18 protein-coding genes are annotated in these 15,814 nt (G+C 63.8%); 11 read left to right on the forward strand and 7 right to left on the reverse strand.

The window, feature by feature from the left end; all coding sequences use genetic code 11:
• Positions 1 to 61 precede the first annotated feature (61 nt).
• The 3 genes from AC5I5I_RS03925 to AC5I5I_RS03935 all read left to right on the forward strand — a co-directional run bounded on the left by AC5I5I_RS03925 (position 62) and on the right by AC5I5I_RS03935 (position 3,170).
• Complete coding sequence (locus tag AC5I5I_RS03925; protein ID WP_495970096.1) at positions 62 to 1,186, forward strand: 4-oxalomesaconate tautomerase; 1,125 nt, start codon at positions 62 to 64, stop codon at positions 1,184 to 1,186.
• A 30-nt stretch (positions 1,187 to 1,216) separates the two neighbouring features.
• Positions 1,217 to 2,206 carry a Bug family tripartite tricarboxylate transporter substrate binding protein gene (locus AC5I5I_RS03930; protein ID WP_495970098.1) on the forward strand — a complete coding sequence of 330 codons (990 nt, stop codon included), beginning with the start codon at positions 1,217 to 1,219 and terminating at the stop codon, positions 2,204 to 2,206.
• A 331-nt stretch (positions 2,207 to 2,537) separates the two neighbouring features.
• Positions 2,538 to 3,170, forward strand: coding sequence for a hypothetical protein (locus tag AC5I5I_RS03935; protein WP_495970100.1), 633 nt, complete (start codon positions 2,538 to 2,540; stop codon positions 3,168 to 3,170).
• An 18-nt stretch (positions 3,171 to 3,188) separates the two neighbouring features.
• Here the strand turns inward: AC5I5I_RS03935 and AC5I5I_RS03940 are convergent, their stop codons facing one another.
• The 4 genes from AC5I5I_RS03940 to AC5I5I_RS03955 are packed head-to-tail and all read right to left on the reverse strand — an operon-like array spanning position 3,189 to position 6,086.
• On the reverse strand, positions 3,189 to 3,890 hold the full coding sequence (locus AC5I5I_RS03940; RefSeq protein WP_495970102.1) for an SDR family oxidoreductase: 702 nt from the start codon (positions 3,888 to 3,890) through the stop codon (positions 3,189 to 3,191).
• A gap of 11 nt (positions 3,891 to 3,901) precedes the next feature.
• A complete protein-coding gene (locus tag AC5I5I_RS03945) occupies positions 3,902 to 4,879 on the reverse strand; it encodes an NAD(P)-dependent alcohol dehydrogenase (protein WP_495970104.1) in 978 nt (325 codons plus the stop codon).
• A gap of 38 nt (positions 4,880 to 4,917) precedes the next feature.
• Positions 4,918 to 5,370, reverse strand: coding sequence for an SRPBCC family protein (locus AC5I5I_RS03950; RefSeq protein WP_495970106.1), 453 nt, complete (start codon positions 5,368 to 5,370; stop codon positions 4,918 to 4,920).
• Between the two features lie 29 nt (positions 5,371 to 5,399).
• Complete coding sequence (locus AC5I5I_RS03955; RefSeq protein ID WP_495970108.1) at positions 5,400 to 6,086, reverse strand: polysaccharide deacetylase family protein; 687 nt, start codon at positions 6,084 to 6,086, stop codon at positions 5,400 to 5,402.
• A 251-nt stretch (positions 6,087 to 6,337) separates the two neighbouring features.
• Between AC5I5I_RS03955 and AC5I5I_RS03960 the strand changes: the two genes are divergently transcribed.
• The 3 genes from AC5I5I_RS03960 to AC5I5I_RS03970 all read left to right on the forward strand — a co-directional run bounded on the left by AC5I5I_RS03960 (position 6,338) and on the right by AC5I5I_RS03970 (position 9,025).
• Entirely contained in the window at positions 6,338 to 7,702 is a 1,365-nt protein-coding gene (locus AC5I5I_RS03960) for a 3-carboxy-cis,cis-muconate cycloisomerase (RefSeq protein ID WP_495970110.1), read from the forward strand.
• 139 nt (positions 7,703 to 7,841) lie between these two features.
• The gene (gene pcaD / locus AC5I5I_RS03965) at positions 7,842 to 8,627 is read left to right on the forward strand and encodes a 3-oxoadipate enol-lactonase (RefSeq protein ID WP_495970112.1); all 786 of its coding nucleotides are present in this window, start codon (positions 7,842 to 7,844) and stop codon (positions 8,625 to 8,627) included.
• An 11-nt stretch (positions 8,628 to 8,638) separates the two neighbouring features.
• Complete coding sequence (locus AC5I5I_RS03970) at positions 8,639 to 9,025, forward strand: carboxymuconolactone decarboxylase family protein (protein ID WP_495970114.1); 387 nt, start codon at positions 8,639 to 8,641, stop codon at positions 9,023 to 9,025.
• A 38-nt stretch (positions 9,026 to 9,063) separates the two neighbouring features.
• On the opposite strand, the gene AC5I5I_RS03975 is transcribed toward AC5I5I_RS03970, so the two are convergent.
• The 3 genes from AC5I5I_RS03975 to AC5I5I_RS03985 form a co-directional block, all read right to left on the reverse strand.
• Positions 9,064 to 9,630 (reverse strand): hypothetical protein, encoded by a 567-nt coding sequence (locus tag AC5I5I_RS03975; protein ID WP_495970116.1) that lies wholly within the window; start codon positions 9,628 to 9,630, stop codon positions 9,064 to 9,066.
• 123 nt (positions 9,631 to 9,753) lie between these two features.
• A complete protein-coding gene (locus AC5I5I_RS03980; protein ID WP_495970118.1) occupies positions 9,754 to 10,638 on the reverse strand; it encodes a helix-turn-helix domain-containing protein in 885 nt (294 codons plus the stop codon).
• A 141-nt stretch (positions 10,639 to 10,779) separates the two neighbouring features.
• Positions 10,780 to 10,947 carry a hypothetical protein gene (locus AC5I5I_RS03985; RefSeq protein WP_495970120.1) on the reverse strand — a complete coding sequence of 56 codons (168 nt, stop codon included), beginning with the start codon at positions 10,945 to 10,947 and terminating at the stop codon, positions 10,780 to 10,782.
• A 301-nt stretch (positions 10,948 to 11,248) separates the two neighbouring features.
• On the opposite strand from AC5I5I_RS03985, the gene AC5I5I_RS03990 reads away from it, so the two are divergent.
• The 5 genes from AC5I5I_RS03990 (at position 11,249) to AC5I5I_RS04010 (ending at position 15,722) form a co-directional block, all read left to right on the forward strand.
• Positions 11,249 to 12,166 (forward strand): ABC transporter permease subunit, encoded by a 918-nt coding sequence (locus tag AC5I5I_RS03990; RefSeq protein ID WP_495970122.1) that lies wholly within the window; start codon positions 11,249 to 11,251, stop codon positions 12,164 to 12,166.
• Position 12,167: 1 nt separating this feature from the next.
• Positions 12,168 to 13,544, forward strand: a complete 1,377-nt coding sequence (gene livM / locus AC5I5I_RS03995) for a high-affinity branched-chain amino acid ABC transporter permease LivM (RefSeq protein ID WP_495970124.1) — start codon at positions 12,168 to 12,170, stop codon at positions 13,542 to 13,544.
• Positions 13,541 to 14,446: an ABC transporter ATP-binding protein gene (locus AC5I5I_RS04000; protein WP_495970126.1), complete on the forward strand. Its 906-nt coding sequence runs from the start codon at positions 13,541 to 13,543 to the stop codon at positions 14,444 to 14,446. Before livM ends, AC5I5I_RS04000 begins: the two co-directional genes overlap by 4 nt.
• 124 nt (positions 14,447 to 14,570) lie before the next feature.
• Positions 14,571 to 15,323 carry an ABC transporter ATP-binding protein gene (locus AC5I5I_RS04005; RefSeq protein ID WP_495970128.1) on the forward strand — a complete coding sequence of 251 codons (753 nt, stop codon included), beginning with the start codon at positions 14,571 to 14,573 and terminating at the stop codon, positions 15,321 to 15,323.
• Positions 15,324 to 15,329: 6 nt separating this feature from the next.
• A complete protein-coding gene (locus tag AC5I5I_RS04010) occupies positions 15,330 to 15,722 on the forward strand; it encodes a DUF6867 family protein (protein WP_495970130.1) in 393 nt (130 codons plus the stop codon).
• Positions 15,723 to 15,814 lie beyond the last annotated feature (92 nt).

Consider the following 15,814-nt stretch of genomic DNA (forward strand, 5'->3'; position numbering starts at 1 on the left):
CAGTGATCAAAAAGCCAGATTAATCCATAATTCGGATTAATCGATACTGGGAGGCCAGTCCATGGGGTTTGAGGCTTCGGGCGGTGCCGGACCGACCGTCCGGATCCCCTGCACTCTCATGCGAGCCGGCACATCGCGCGGTCCGTTCTTCCTGGCCGCGGACCTCCCGGAAGACACGGCCGCGCGGGATCAGATTCTGTTGTCCGCCATGGGCTCGGGTCACGACCTGCAGATCGACGGTCTGGGCGGCGGGCATCCGCTGACGAGCAAGGTTGCGATCGTATCCCGCTCGCAGCACTCCGGAGCGGACGTCGATTACCTCTTCGCTCAGGTCAACGTCTCGGCGCGGCGGGTCGATACATCGCCGAACTGCGGCAACATGCTTGCCGGCGTCGGCCCCTTCGCCATCGAGAAAGGGCTGGTCACGGCTCAAAACGGCTCGACCACCGTCAACATTTTCAACGTCAACACCGGCAAGATCATCGAGGCCGTGGTCCAGACACCGAATGGACGCGTGACCTTCGAAGGGAATTGTCGCGTTGACGGCGTTTCCGACCCGGCCGCGCCAATACAACTCAGCTTCGTCGATTCAGCGGGATCCAAGACCGGTTCGCTGTTTCCAACCGGCCGTCCGATCGACCGGATCGATGACGTCGATGTCACATGCATCGACATGGCGACACCCCTCGTCATCATGCGTGCGCACGATCTGGGCAAGTCCGCGACCGAGGAGCCCTCGGCACTCGACGCGGATCGCAGCTTCATGGAACGGCTCGAAGCCATCCGGGTCGAGGCCGGTCGCCGCATGGGGCTCGGCGACGTGCGCGCGCTTGTCATCCCCAAGCCCGTGATTGTCGGCTCGCCGCGCCACGGCGGCACGATCAGCGCCAGATATTTTATGCCGCACGCCGCACATCGGGCATTCGCGGTCACTGGCGCGGTCGGTCTGGCCACCGCAATCGCTACGCCAGGCACAATCCCGCACACCTACCTGCTGTCCGGCTCGGACCTCGACTCGATCTGCATCGAGCACCCCACCGGCACAATCGAACTGGCGCTCCGTCATCACGCGGACCGCGCACCGGTCGCTTCGGTACTGCGCACGGTCCGAAAGATATTCGACGGCGTGGTCTATGCCCGCACGAAGCAGGCAACGCTCGCGGCTAAGTCGCTCATGTCAGCCTGAAACGAAAAAATACCAACGGAGGAAACCAGCATGCGTGTCTCCCGGCGCGAGTTCGCACAACTCGTCTGCGCCCTGTCCATGGCCTTTGCCGCTTCGATTCAGCCGACGCTTGCCTCGGACGCCTTTCCGACGCGTCCGATCAAGCTTCTGGTCCCCTACGCAGCCGGCGGCGGCACCGACGCCATTGCACGCCTTGTCGCACAAGCAGTAGGCGAGACCATCGGTCAGACTATCGTGGTTGAAAACAACGGACAGGCAGGCGGCAATATCGTAACCCAACAAGCCGCCAATGCAGCTCCGGATGGCTATACGATCCTCATGGCGAACCAGGGACCGATGGTCGTCAATCCGCATTTGTTCAAGTCGGTCAAGGTCGACCCGCTCAAGGCTTTCGCGCCCATCACCCTGATCGCCTCGGCGCCATTGTTTGTCGTGGTGCCCAAGGGCTCCAGGTTCAAATCGATCAAGGACCTTGTGGAATTCAGCCGCGCCAATCCGAACAAATTGTCCTACGGCTCGGCTGGCAACGGGTCGGCGAGCCATCTCGCGACGGTTCTTTTCACCCAGAAGGCAAAATTCTCTGCAGTGCATGTGCCCTATCGCGGCGCGGGTCCGGCGATCAACGATCTGTTGGGCGGCCAGCTCGATTTCATGATCACAACGGTCCCGTCCGTGCTCGGGCAGATCGAAGGGAACCTCGTGAGCGTGCTGGGCGTGACGTCAGCCAAGCGCATGGTGCAATTCCCCGATGTGCCGACGGTCGCTGAAAATGGCTGGCCCGACTACACCGCCTCCGCATGGTACGGATTTGCCGCACCGACCGGGACGCCCTTGTCCCGGATCAAGGCCATCCGCGATGCAACGCTGAAAGCCCTCGGCAGCCCGCTGATCAAGAGCCGATTGGAAAAGGAAGGCGCGGAACCGATCGGCAATCTTCCCGAAGACTTTGCCGAGATGATGAAGAGAGAATCGGCGATGTGGGCCGACGTGATCAAGACCGAGGGCATCGCACTCAACTGAAGACGTCGTTCGCGGCGCCCACTCCTTGCGGCGCCGCGCGACACATCATGCGGCTGAAGTTAATGCGGCTACAGTCCTGCCGCGCCGGAAGCGCCGGCCTTCGATCTCCGATTAAGCAGGAAGCCGGAATCGCGGATGGTTAACCCGCGGTGTCCGCCGCGGGTTCGCCGCAATCTCTCCGTGAAAAGTTCCCGATCGGATCGCGCTGTCCCTCCGCCGGTATTGGCGGAGGGACAGCGCGTTAGGTCACTGTTAGCCAAAGCGCTGTAGGTAAGTTTTGGGTTTACGGCTTTGCCTTAAACCGACCGTATTGAGTAACGAGTAAGTGTACATGAAATTCGCTCTCGCCCTCGCTGCGGCGTTGATCGCGACGCCTGCCGCCGCCCAATCCCCCGTCAAGCCGACCGCGCTCCTGTTCAACGGGCTGGCGCAATACCAGCCGGGAATCCTGACACCGCTTGCGGCCCTGGCAAACGACCTTCGCCAGCAAGGCTGGCGCGTCGTGATCGACAGCCATCTCGGCCTGTTCACCAAGAGCGAAGAACCGGTGCTGATCGTCGGACATTCGGCAGGCGGCGCGCGCGCCTACATGTTCGGCAAGAAGATGGTCGAGGAAGCGAAATTCCATCCGGCCATCATCACGCTCGATGCGGCGACGGTATGGGGCGATGTCTATCGCTGCCCGGTCGAGAGCTGCATCAACATCCACACCCTGACCTATCCGAAGATTCCCGGCTCCTACAATCTGAGCGCCGGCAAGGTCACCAACTCGATCGTGACGCATGTCACGATCCCGATGAACGGAGACATCCGCAGGGCGATCCTGCAGCAGGCCGCGGACCTGATGCGCGGCAGTTCGAACCTCAGCACGCTGGTGTCGGCCTATAGCCCCGAGCCGCCGAATGCGGGGCGCTCGCTGGCAGAGATCTGGCGGCGCAGTGTCGGCCAGCCGCGCGACGAGTGATTAGCGCCTGACGACGCATCACACCGCCCGGGTCAGCCCGCCATCGACCCGAATATTCTGGCCGGTGATGTAACCACCACCCTCCGACACCAGGAACGCAACCGTCGCCGCAATTTCCGCCGACGTGCCGTACCGGCGCATCGGCACACTGTCGCGCCGCTCTTCCGTTGCCGGCAGCGAGTCGATCCAGCCCGGCAGCACGTTGTTCATGCGCACATTGTCGGCGGCATAGGTGTCGGCGAAAATCTTGGTATAGGCGGCAAGCCCCGCCCGCGCGACCGCGGAGGTCGGAAACATCGCGCTCGGCTCGAACGCCCAGGCGGTCGAGATATTGACGATCGTACCGGCCTTCTGCGCCACCATGATCGGGGCGACGAGGCGCGTCGGACGGATCACGTTCAGCAGGTAGACGTCGATGCCCTTGTGCCACTGCTCGTCGGTGATCTCGAGGATGGGCGCGCGCGGCCCGTGCCCGGCGCTGTTGACCAGCGCGTCGATACGGCCCCATTTCGCCATGGTGGCATCGACGAGCCGCTTGAGGTCGTCGTTCGACTGGTTGGAGCCGGTGATGCCGATGCCGCCCAACTCCTTCGCCAGCGCCTCGCCCTTGCCGGACGAGGACAGGATTGCGACCTTGAAGCCATCCTGCGCGAGCCGGCGCGCCGCTGCGGCGCCCATGCCGGAGCCGCCCGCGGTGACGATTGCAACCTTGTCGGCCATGTTCGCTCCCCTCAGATCGTGACGACCACGCTGCCGCGCTTGCGCCGGGTCTCGACCCGGGCATGCGCGTCGGCGATGCGCTCGAACGGAAACACCTGATCGATCGCCGGACGGTAGGCGCCCGCTTTGGCAAGTTCGCCGAGAATGATCAGATGCTCAAGCCGTTCCTTCGCCGGTCCGGCAAATGCGCGCTTGCCGTCGCGCTTGCGCCCGATCGCCCCCAGCATCTCGGGCAAACCCGCCGCAAGCAGGAGCAGCCGCCCGTTCGGCTTCAACAGATGTTCGTGCGTTTTCACCGACGCCTCGCCGACCGCATCGAAGATGACGTCATAAGCTTCGCCGCCATGGCGATAGTCCTGTGTCGTGTAATCGACCACCCGGTCTGCGCCAAGCGCGCGGACGAGGTCGACATTCGCAGCGCTGCACACGCCGGTGACGTTTGCGCCGAAATGCTTCGCCAGTTGCACGGCGGCGCTACCGAGCGCACCCGAGGCGCCGATCACCAGAACCGCCTCGCCCGCCTTAAGCTTCGCGCGGTCGCGCAGGAAATCGAGCGCAGTCGCGCCGCCGAAACACATCGCCGCGGCTTCTTCGAAGGACAGAGCGTCAGGCTTGCGGACGATCCGGTCGCTCGCCTTCATGGTCCGGTATTCGGCATGACATCCGTTCGGAAACGACGGATAGCCCACGACGGCGTCGCCGACCTTGAAATTCGTCACCGACGCGCCGACGGCCTCGATCTCACCCGCAAGCTCGGTGCCGAGAATCGGACTGCGTGGCCGCGCGAATCCGAACACCGCGCGCACCATCAGGCCCATGCCGCGCGGTACCGTCAGGCTGCGCACCCGCCAGTCGCCCGACGACACGGTGGTCGCGCGGATGCGGATCAGGACTTCATCGGTCTTCGGTACGGGCTTTTCGACCGTCTCGATCCGCACGTTTTCGGGCGGACCGTAGTCCCGGCAGATGGCCGCTCTCATCTTGGCCATGACGATGCACTCCGATCGTCACGCCGCGATGATTGCGATCAGCCGGCCTTCACCGCTTCGGCGAAGCGGGCGAAGAAATCGTCCGCCATCTTTTTCGCCGCGCCATTGATCAGGCGCTGCCCGAGCTGGGCGAGCTTGCCGCCGATCTGCGCCTCGACATCGTATTTCAGCAGCGTGCCGCCGCCTTCGTGATCGGAAAGCTGCACGCTCGCGCCGCCCTTGGCGAAACCGGCGATGCCGCCGTCGCCCTGCCCCGAAATCTTGTAGCCATTCGGCGGATCGATGTCGGTCAGCTGCACCTTGCCTTTGAACTTGGCCTTGACCGGCCCGATCTTGTTCACCGCCACCGCCTCGAATTCGTTCTCGCCGATGACGTTCAGCTCCTCGCAGCCCGGGATGCAGGCCTTCAGAACTTCGGGATCGTTGAGCTTCGCCCAGACCACATCGCGCTTCGCCTCAAGCGGAATCTCTCCGGTCATCGTCATCGCCATCGGCGGTTACTCCATATTTCGAAAAAAAATCAGGCTGCGGCCACGTAATCGTCGATCGGCCGAACGATCTTGCCGTCCACGATCGGCATGCAGTCGGGCGGAAAATCCTGACGGATGCGCCCGCCCGCTTCACCCACCTTATCAAGGAAGCGCGGCAGATGCGCCATAGCGCCGGTCGGCAAATCGTGCAGCACCATGAGAGTCCAATTTTGCTGCGTCGAAGCTTGCGCGCGGCAATGCGACAATGCGCGGTCGACCCAGCCCTCCGGATCGGCCCAATCCCGCGGGATCGAATTCCACAGCACGCAGGTATAGCCGCCGCGTTGCAGGTAATCGGCGACGGGCCCGGACATCAGCCGCCGGTCGAGATTGCCGCCGCCGCCGAACGGGCGGAAATACCGGTGCGGATGGACGAGCCCGGCCATCGCCTCCTGGGTGCGGCCGATTTCGCGCTCGGCGACGTCGCTGCCGGTCTGCTGACCGAGCGGGACCGAATGGGTCCAGGAATGGTTGCCGATCCAGTGGCCTTCGTCCTTCGCGCGCTGCACGAGCGCCCGGTTCTCCGGAACGACGAGCTTCTGGCCGATGACGAAAAACGCGGTCTTGATGTTCCGGCGCGACAATTCGTCCAACACCGTCGGGGTCACCGCAGGCTCCGGTCCATTGTCGAAGGAGAGCGTCAGATCGAACATGGCGGCGGTATCGCCGATTTTCATGTCCCGAAGCAAGCCTTCGCGACCCCCCGGTTGCTCTTGGCGGCTGTGCGCGCACCGCATAGTGTCCCGAATCCGAAGTTCGCTCAATTTGGAGCGACATCGGGATCGAACTTCGGATTCGAAGGACACTAGCAACTCTGTGATTCTAGTGCGGCTTTGGATTTGACATTCCTACCGCGGACTCGCGGCAAAAACTGGTAGGAACGTCAAATCCGCCGCACTAGTGTGCGGGCCGATCCGGGATCCTGCCGATGTCCACACCGCTTCTGCCATCCACATTGATGTCGCCGCTGTTTTCCAGTGCCGCGATGCGTGAAATCCTGTCCGACAACGCACGGCTCAACCGCATGCTGCGCGCGGAAGCAGCGCTGGCTGCGGCCGAAGCCTCTATCGGCGTGATCCCGAAGGGCGCGGCGAAGCCGATCGCGGATGCCTGTCAGGCCAAGTTCTACGACATCGGCGCGCTCGGGCTGGCCGCGGTGTCGGCCGGCAATCTTGCGATCCCGCTGGTCAAGGCGCTCACCGCCGAAGTCGCAAAGAACGATCCCGAGGCCGCGCGCTACGTGCATTGGGGCGCCACCAGCCAGGACATCATCGACACCGCGTTGGTGCTCGAATTGCGGGCGGTGATCGACGACCTCACCACCGAACTGGATCGCGCGATCCCCGCCTTCACCACACTCGCCGAAAAGCACCGGCATACGGCGACGGTCGGACGCACCTGGCTGCAGCAGGCTTTGCCAATGCCGTTCGGTTTGAAGGTGGCCGGCTATGCGGCGGCGCTGACTCGCTCGCGCGCACGGCTGAAGCGCGTGCGCAACGAGGCGCTGGTGCTGCAATTCGGCGGCGCCACCGGCACGCTCGCAGCGCTCGGCGACCGCGGGCTCGATGTCGCCATCGCCTTTGCCAAGGAACTCGACCTGCCGCTGCCGGACGGACCGTGGCATACGCATCGCGACCGGCTCGCCGAAGTCGCGTCAGCGTTCGCCATTCTCGCCGGTACCTGCGGCAAGATCGCGCGCGATGTCGCGTTGCTGATGCAGACCGAAATCGGCGAAGCGTTTGAGCCGGCCGGCGAGGGCCGCGGCGCATCAAGCACGATGCCGCACAAGCGCAACCCGGTGGCATCGGCGGCGGGCCTGGCCTGCGCCGCGATGGCGCCGCAGCTCTGCGCCACCATCCTTGCCGCGCAGGTGCAGGAACACGAACGCGCCGCCGGTGCCTGGGCGGCGGAATGGCCAACCTTCCCCGCACTCGCGCTTGTCACCTCGGGCGCACTCAATGCCGTGGTCGATATCGCCGGAGGGCTCGATGTCGATGCCGAGCGCATGCGCGACAATCTCGACATCACCGGCGGGCAGATCATGGCCGAGGCTGTTGCCTTCAAGCTTGCGGAAGCGATCGGCAAATCCGACGCCCACAAAATGGTGGAAGAGGCCAGCAAGCGCGCTCACCGCGACAAGACATCGTTGAAGGACGCGCTGGCTGCGGAGCCCAGGGTTACGGCGGTCGTCCCCGCGAACGAACTCTCGAAACTGTTCGATCCGATGAGCTATCAGGGCGTGGCGCAGGCCTTCATCGACCGGCTGGTCGCGACCGCGAAGGCGGGCCGCTAGTGCTGATCATGCTCATCCTTGCTCCGTTTGTCCGCGCGAAAGCGGGGACCCAGGGTCACAAAAACTGGATTCCCGCTTTCGCGGGAATGAACGGAGTTTGAGGCACTCGCGCTTAAAGAAACACCGGAGGAATACCCGAATGCCCGTCATCGAGTCTCACGGCTGCCCCATCGATGTGGAGATCACCGGCCCGGCCACCGCGCCGGTGCTGTTGCTGTCGTCCTCGCTTGGCACCACCAAGCATATGTGGGACCCGCAGATGCCGGCCTTCACCAAGGACTATCGCGTGGTGCGCTTCGACCGGCGCGGTCACGGCAGATCCGGCGTGCCGAAAGGCCCGTACTCCATGGAGATGCTGGGCCGCGACGTGCTCGCGATCATGGACAACCTGAAACTCGACAAGGTCAACTGGCTCGGCCTGTCGATGGGCGGCATGGAAGGCATGTGGCTCGGCGCCAATGCCGGACATCGCTTCAATAAGCTGATCCTTTCCAACACCTCGTCGCATTATGCCGACAAGACCATGTGGCATACCCGCATGGAGGCGGCCGGCAAGGCCGGTTCGGTCGCGGCGATTTCCGACATGGTGATCAACGCCTGGCTGACAAAGGATTTCCAGGCCGCGCATCCGGACACGACCGCGCGCATGAAAGAAATGATGATTGCGACCCCGATCGAGGGCTATCTGGGCTGCTGCGCAGCCGTGCGCGACATGGATCACCGCGAGCTGCTGAAGGATATCAAGGTGCCGACGCTGATCATCGCCGGGGCCAAGGACCCCGCCACCAATGTCGCGGCGGCCGAATTCATCCGCGACCGCATTCCGGGGTCAAAACTCGCGATCGTCGACGCGGCCCATATCGCCAATGTCGAAGTACCGGACGTCTATGCGAAGACTGTGCTCGACTTCCTCGGTTCGAAATAGAGAGCGCAGCCATGGACGAACAGGACCGCTACGACACGGGCATGGCGCGCCGGCGCGAGGTGCTGGGCAATGCCTGGGTCGACAACGCCAATGCCGGCAAGACGCCGTTCAATTCCGAATTTCAGGAGTTCATCACCCGCTACGCCTGGGGCGAGGTCTGGACGCGGCCGCACTACGACGAACGCACCCGCCGCGTGCTGGTAATCGGCACCATGCTTGCGCTCGACAAATGGGCGGAGTTTCGCATGCATGTGCGCGCCGCCCTGGTGGAGGGCGGATTTACGCCGGATGACATCAAGGAGATCATCATCCAGCAGGCAATCTATTGCGGGGTGCCGGCGGCGAACCACGCGTTCAAGGAAGCGGGCGAGGTGATCGCGGAGATTGCAAAGGGCTAATCGGCTCGCGCCGCGGGAGCATGCGCTCCCTTTAAGCCCTATGAGGCGTCGTCCCGCGCGATCGGCGAGACGGCCTGCGCGTCCGCCCGGCTCTGGCGCGCGTGAAGCCTTGAAGCCATCCGCTCGACAAAGGCCGGCAGTGGCGCATCGCCCTCCGGCAGCCGCTCGATCATCGACAACGTCGCCGCGAGTCCGACCAGCCAGAGCGGCAACCGCTCCTGAACCAGAATGTCGGTGGCGCCGCCGAGGATCGCGGGCGTCGCCGCAACGAGCGTCGACATCACCGCGAGGATGAGGCCCGCATCCAGCAGGTCGTGCGAAATCCGGCCGCTGCGCAGCGCGCCGATCCGGCTGCCGATATGCAGCACGAAAACAAGCGACGTCGTCAGATAGACCGCACCGAAAAATGCTGCGAGTTTGACCAGGCCCTGCCCGTTCATGTCGGCAAGCCGGCCGATGCCGTAGACCAGGCTGGCGAAGGCAGGCTTGTCCAGCCCGTAAACCGGGGACGTGAAAATCCGCCACGCCTCAAACCCGAACACCATCGCAAAATCAATTGCGATGACGGCGATCAATATCGGAATGGCTGTGGGAAGCCACCGCATCCGCATCTCCCGCCCCCTGTTCAAACGGGAGGCTTGTGACCTGACGAATGACGTCAGCCGTTTACGACGGCGTCTTCAATTGCAACCGTTTGTTTACCTTAATGCGGCGGCAGGCACCGAGCGTCAGCCCAATTGCTGGGCGCGGAAATCCTGCGGGCTCATGCCGGTCTGCTTGCGGAAGAAGCGGGCGAAATGCGACGGATCGGCGAAGCCGAGCTCGTAGGCGATTTCGTGGATCGGCCGGCCGGTAAAAACCAGCTCCCGCTTCGCCTCGGTCAGCACCCGCTGGCGGATCAGATGGCCGGCGGTGACGCCCGCGGCGCGCTTGACGTGATCGTTCAGGCGATCGGCGGTCATCGCCAGCGCCGATGCATAGAAGCCGATCTGGCGCTCTTTCCGGAAATTGTCCTCCACCAGCCGCTTCAGCGTATCCACGGTGGTATCGGCGGGCACCAGCGTAACCGCACCGGAACGCGCGCGGCTTGCCGATTGCCGTCCGATTTCGATCGCAATCAATGCCAGCAGCGCGCGCATCGCCAGCCGGTATCCGTCGCGCGCCAGAAAGCTTTCCTGATGCAGGTCTTCGCACAATTGCGACAGCCGGTTGTCGCGCGCGTTGCTGAGATTCACGATCGGCTCCGCCGCCAATGCCTTGAGCTGCGCGATCGTCTCGCCGGACCGTTGCCCGAGCATCGCGGCGACGTCCTCGCTGAAACTCATCACGAAGCCGTCGGTCACGTTCGCATGGAAACGAAAACCATGCGCAACGTTCGGCGCAACGATGATCGCGCAGGGCGCGGTGAACGGCTTGATCGAGGCTTCGAAGGTCATCTCGCCGCCGCCGCGTTCGACCAGCAGAATCTGGAACAGGTTGCGATGGCGATGCGCGCGGATCAGCCAGTCATGCAGCGACGATCGTGACACGATGGTTTCGACATGCATGAAGTCGAACGCCTGATCGTCAGGCGGATCGCCATACAGATGAAACAGGGGGAGCCCGGCGCTCATGGTTCAAGATTAGACCCGTTGAAGTTGAGGGCCAACCTCTTCCGGCGCGCCTGCTGCCAGGTCTTATGAACACACGACGAAAAGCCCCACCGAAGTGGGGCCTCTCGCTCGCAGAGTTTGTTGCGATGCAGCGAAACGGGGTTAGCGCTGCGGCTGCTGACCGGGCTTCTGCTGGCCGCCCTGCTGACCACCCTGGCCCGGATTCTGGGTCTGCTGACCGGGCTTGTGCTGCCCGCCCTGACCGCCCTGCTGGCCACCCTGATTCGGGTTGTTCTGCTGCTGCTGGCCCTGATTGCGTTCGTTGGACATTTTGTAAGCTCCTGGTTTGACCCCTGCCCTGTCACTCCAACGCCGCCCCGATCACGGACGTTCCGTGCCACCCCACACGAAGGTTTGACGACGAACCGCCGCAAATCCTGCGGTTCCGACACAATCGCATGGCAGCCGCGTCCCTCGCCCGCCCGGTTCGGCGCCCCTGCTCGGCGCGCGCCCGTGCGTCGCGTTGCCGCCCAGCAACCCCACTGCTAAGACTTTCAAAGTCATTCGGGTGTCTGGCAGGGACCCCGATCGACGGGCCGGGTGCGACACTCTGGGGGAAGGGCGCGTCGACATGGAAGTTTTCGTCCAGCAACTGATCAATGGCATCACGCTTGGATCAATCTACGGGCTGATCGCGATCGGCTACACGATGGTGTTCGGCATCATCGGCATGGTGAATTTCGCGCATGGCGACGTCTTCATGGTGTCGGCCTTCGTCGCGCTGATCACCGTGCTGGTGCTGTCCACCATCCTCGGCATCTCGTCGATCTTCCTCACGCTATTCATCGTCCTGATCGTGGCGATGCTGATCACCTCGCTCCTGAGCTGGGCGATCGAGCGCGTCGCCTACCGGCCGCTGCGCGGCTCGTTCCGGCTGGCGCCGCTGATCTCGGCGATCGGCATGTCGATCTTCCTGATGAATTTCGTGCAGGTCGCGCAGGGCCCGCGCAACAAGTCGATCCCGCCGATGGTGACCGACGTGTTCGTGCTGATGGATCGCGGCAATTACACCGTCACCCTCTCCTACCGGCAATTGATCATCTGGGGCGTGACCGCATTGCTGCTCACCGCGTTCTGGTATCTGGTGGCGAAGACCTCGCTCGGACGCGCGCAGCGCGCCACCGAGCAGGACCCGAAAATGGCGGCGTTGCTCGGCGTCGATGTCGACCGCACCATCTCGATCACCTTCGTGATCGGCGCCGCGCTCGCCGCGGTCGCGGGCACCATGTACCTGATGTATTACGGCGTGGTCAGCTTTGCCGACGGCTTCGTGCCCGGCATCAAGGCGTTCACCGCCGCGGTGCTGGGCGGCATCGGCTCGCTGCCGGGCGCGGTGATCGGCGGCCTCCTGATTGGGCTGATCGAGACCTTCTGGTCGGCCTATTTCTCGATCGACTACAAGGACGTCGCCGCCTTCTCGATCCTGGCCGTCGTGCTGATCTTCATGCCGCAGGGCCTGCTCGGCCGGCCCGAGGTCGAAAAGGTCTGACATGGCTGAACCGGTTCAAGCGCGCGTCGACGTCCCGCGCGCGCTCCGCGATGCGGCGATTGCCGGACTGATCGCGTTCGGCATCCTGTTGCCGCTGATCGGGCTGCAGACCACCGTCAACATCCGCAACGAGCTGGTCCTCAATCCGCGTCCGGTCCTGCTCGCAGCGATGGTCGCATTCGTGGTCGCGATCAGCCTGCTGATGTCGCTCGTGGTGCATCCGCTGGCCCTCCGGCGCGCGGCGATGCGCACCGACGCCGCGAGCCTGAAATCCGCCGAGCGCCGCGCGAAGTTTGAAAAAATCGCGATGCCCTTCGCGCTCGGCTTCGCCTTCCTGTTTCCGGTGATGGTGATCGTGCTCGGCGGCTGGCAGGGCTCGGTCAAGTGGATCGACAATTTCGGCATCCAGATCCTGATCTACATCATGCTCGGGCTTGGCCTGAACATCGTGGTCGGGCTGGCGGGACTGCTCGACCTCGGTTATGTCGCCTTCTATGCGGTCGGCGCCTATTCCTACGCGCTGCTGGCCAAGACCTTCGGCTTTTCGTTCTGGGTGCTGCTGCCGCTCGCCGGAATTCTCTCCGCCTTCTGGGGCATCCTGCTCGGGTTTCCGGTGCTGCGGCTGCGTGGCGATTATCTGGCGATCGTCACCCTCGCCTTCGGCGAAATCATCCGCCTCGTCCTGATCAACTGGGTCGATCTGACCTCGGGCTATGCCGGCATCTCCTCGATCCCGCGCCCGACCTTTTTCGGCATTCCGTTCAATGCCAATGACGACGGCTTTGCGGCGCGGTTCGGGCTCGAATTCACGCCGCTCTACCGCACCATCTTCCTGTATTACGTGGTGCTGTGCCTGGTGCTGCTGACCGCCTTCGTCACCATCCGGCTGCGGCGGTTGCCGATCGGCCGCGCCTGGGAGGCGCTGCGCGAGGACGAAATCGCCTGCCGCGCGCTCGGAATCGACACCACCAAGACCAAGCTGTCCGCATTTTCGATCGGCGCGATGTTCGGCGGTTTCGCCGGCTCGTTCTTTGCCGCGCGCCAGGGCTTCATCTCGCCGGAAAGCTTCACCTTCATGGAATCGGCGATGATCGTGGCGATCGTGGTCCTCGGCGGCATGGGCAGCCAGGTCGGCGTCGCCATCGCCGCCATAGTCATGATCGGCGGCACCGAATTGATGCGCGATCTCGATTTCCTGAAAGCGATCTTCGGCAATCAGTTCGATCCCACGCATTACCGCATGCTGCTGTTCGGCCTCGGCATGGTGCTGATCATGATCTGGAAGCCGCGCGGCCTGATCTCCACCCGCGAGCCCACAGCCTATCTGCACGAGAAGAAGACCATCGCCGCGAAATTCGTCAAGGAAGGCCGCGGATGAGCGCTGCGCACGACGTGCTTCGCGTCGAACACCTGACCATGCGTTTCGGCGGGCTGGTCGCCGTGCACGACCTGACCTTCAACGCGCGGCACGGCGAGATCACGGCGCTGATCGGCCCGAACGGCGCCGGCAAGACCACAGTCTTCAACTGCATCACCGGCTTCTACAAGCCGACCGAGGGCCGCATCGCGCTCCAATACGGCGAGCCGTCGGTCTGGCAGCACCTCGACGGATTGACGGCCAGTTCGGTGCCGAGTCGCGTCGGTCGCAACGGCGGACTGTTCCTGCTGGAGCGCATGGCCGATCATGCCGTGGCCCGGCACGCGCGGGTGGCGCGCACTTTCCAGAATATCCGGCTGTTCCGCGGCATGACCGTGCTGGAGAATCTGCTGGTCGCCCAGCACAACCCGCTGATGCGCGCTTCGGGCTATTCGATCTTCGGCATTTTCGGGTTGCCGCTGTTCCGCAAGGCGCAGCGCTCGGCCATCGAGAAGGCGACGCACTGGCTGGACACCATCGGCCTGATCGAGCGGGCCGACGATCCGGCCGGCGACCTGCCCTATGGCGACCAGCGCCGCCTCGAAATCGCGCGCGCGATGTGCACCGATCCGGTGCTGCTGTGCCTCGACGAGCCGGCCGCGGGCCTCAATCCGCGCGAGAGCGCGGAATTATCCGAACTGCTGATCTCGATCCGCGATCGCCACAAGACCGCCGTGCTGCTGATCGAGCACGACATGTCGGTGGTGATGCAGATTTCCGACCACGTGATCGTGCTGGATTACGGCGAGAAGATTTCCGACGGCACCTGCGAGGAGGTGAAGAACGATCCGAACGTGATCGCCGCCTATCTCGGCGTCGAACAGGAAGAGATGGAAGCGGTCGCCACGGAGGTGGGGCTGTGACTCTTGCCTCCACCAATCCATCCCCGTTCGTCCCCGCGAAAGCGGGGACCCAGGGTCACACACGCAGAACATGCCTCGCGGCTTTTCTGGATTCCCGCTTTCGCGGGAATGAGCGGAGGGTGTTGTGACCGCTTCCTCAACTCCCTCCTCCCCCCTGCTCGCGCTTCGTGGCGTCACCACGAAATACGGCAGCATCGTCGCGCTGCGCGGCGTCGATCTCGACGTACATGCCGGCGAAATCGTCACCCTGATCGGCGCCAACGGCGCCGGCAAGTCTACCCTGATGATGACGATTTTCGGCAATCCGCGTGCGAGTGAAGGCCGGATCCTGTTCGAGGGGCGCGACATCACGCAGATGCCGACGCACGAGATCGCGCGGCTCGACATCGCGCAATCGCCCGAAGGCCGGCGCATCTTCTCGCGCATGACGGTCATGGAAAATCTGCAAATGGGCGCCGCCGTCATCGGCAACGCCCATTTCGAGGAAGACCTCGAGCGTGTCTTTGCGATGTTCCCGCGCATCAAGGAGCGCATCGACCAGCGCGGCGGCACATTGTCCGGCGGCGAACAGCAGATGCTGGCGATCGCCCGCGCGCTGATGTCGCGGCCGCGGCTGCTCCTGCTCGACGAGCCGTCGCTTGGCCTCGCGCCGCTGGTGGTGAAGCAGATTTTCGATATCATCGCCGACCTGAACACACGCGCCGGCCTCACCGTGCTGCTGGTCGAGCAGAACGCATTCCATGCGCTGCGGCTGGCACATCGCGGCTATGTCATGGTCAACGGCCAGATCACGATGTCAGGGACCGGACGCGAACTCCTCGACCGGCCAGAAATCCGCGCTGCCTATCTCGAAGGCGGCCGCCGGGACGCGGGATAAGCGGCCATGCTCAACACCATCGCCCACCTCTTCTACGAAGAGGATTCCTTCTTCGTCTTCCTTCTGGTCACCATCATTTTGGGCGGCGGCGCCGCGTTTCTGAGCGGCCGGGCCATTGCGCTGACCTGGCGGCCGTGGTGGCAGGTGGCGGCCTATATGCTGGTGCTGGGCGGCGCGGTGCGGTTTTTCCACATGGCCCTGTTCGATGGCCACCTTCTGACCCTGCATTACTACGTCGTGGATACCGCATTCTGCATGATGTTCGGCTTCTGGGGCTACCGCATGACCCGGGCCGGGCAGATGGCCGAGCAATATGGCTGGCTGTACAGTCGCGCGGGAATGATCAACTGGGCAAAAAAAAGGCCCGCGCCAAACGCCGCAGCCGCGAAATCCGGCTGACCTTTTCCGCGCTTTGTCGTTAAATCGCCTCCGCGGCGGGCCGGACTCACACGTCCGGCAGAAATCCGCCAAATCCTTACCAGGGGAGTTTC

The organism is Pseudorhodoplanes sp., from assembly GCF_059499825.1.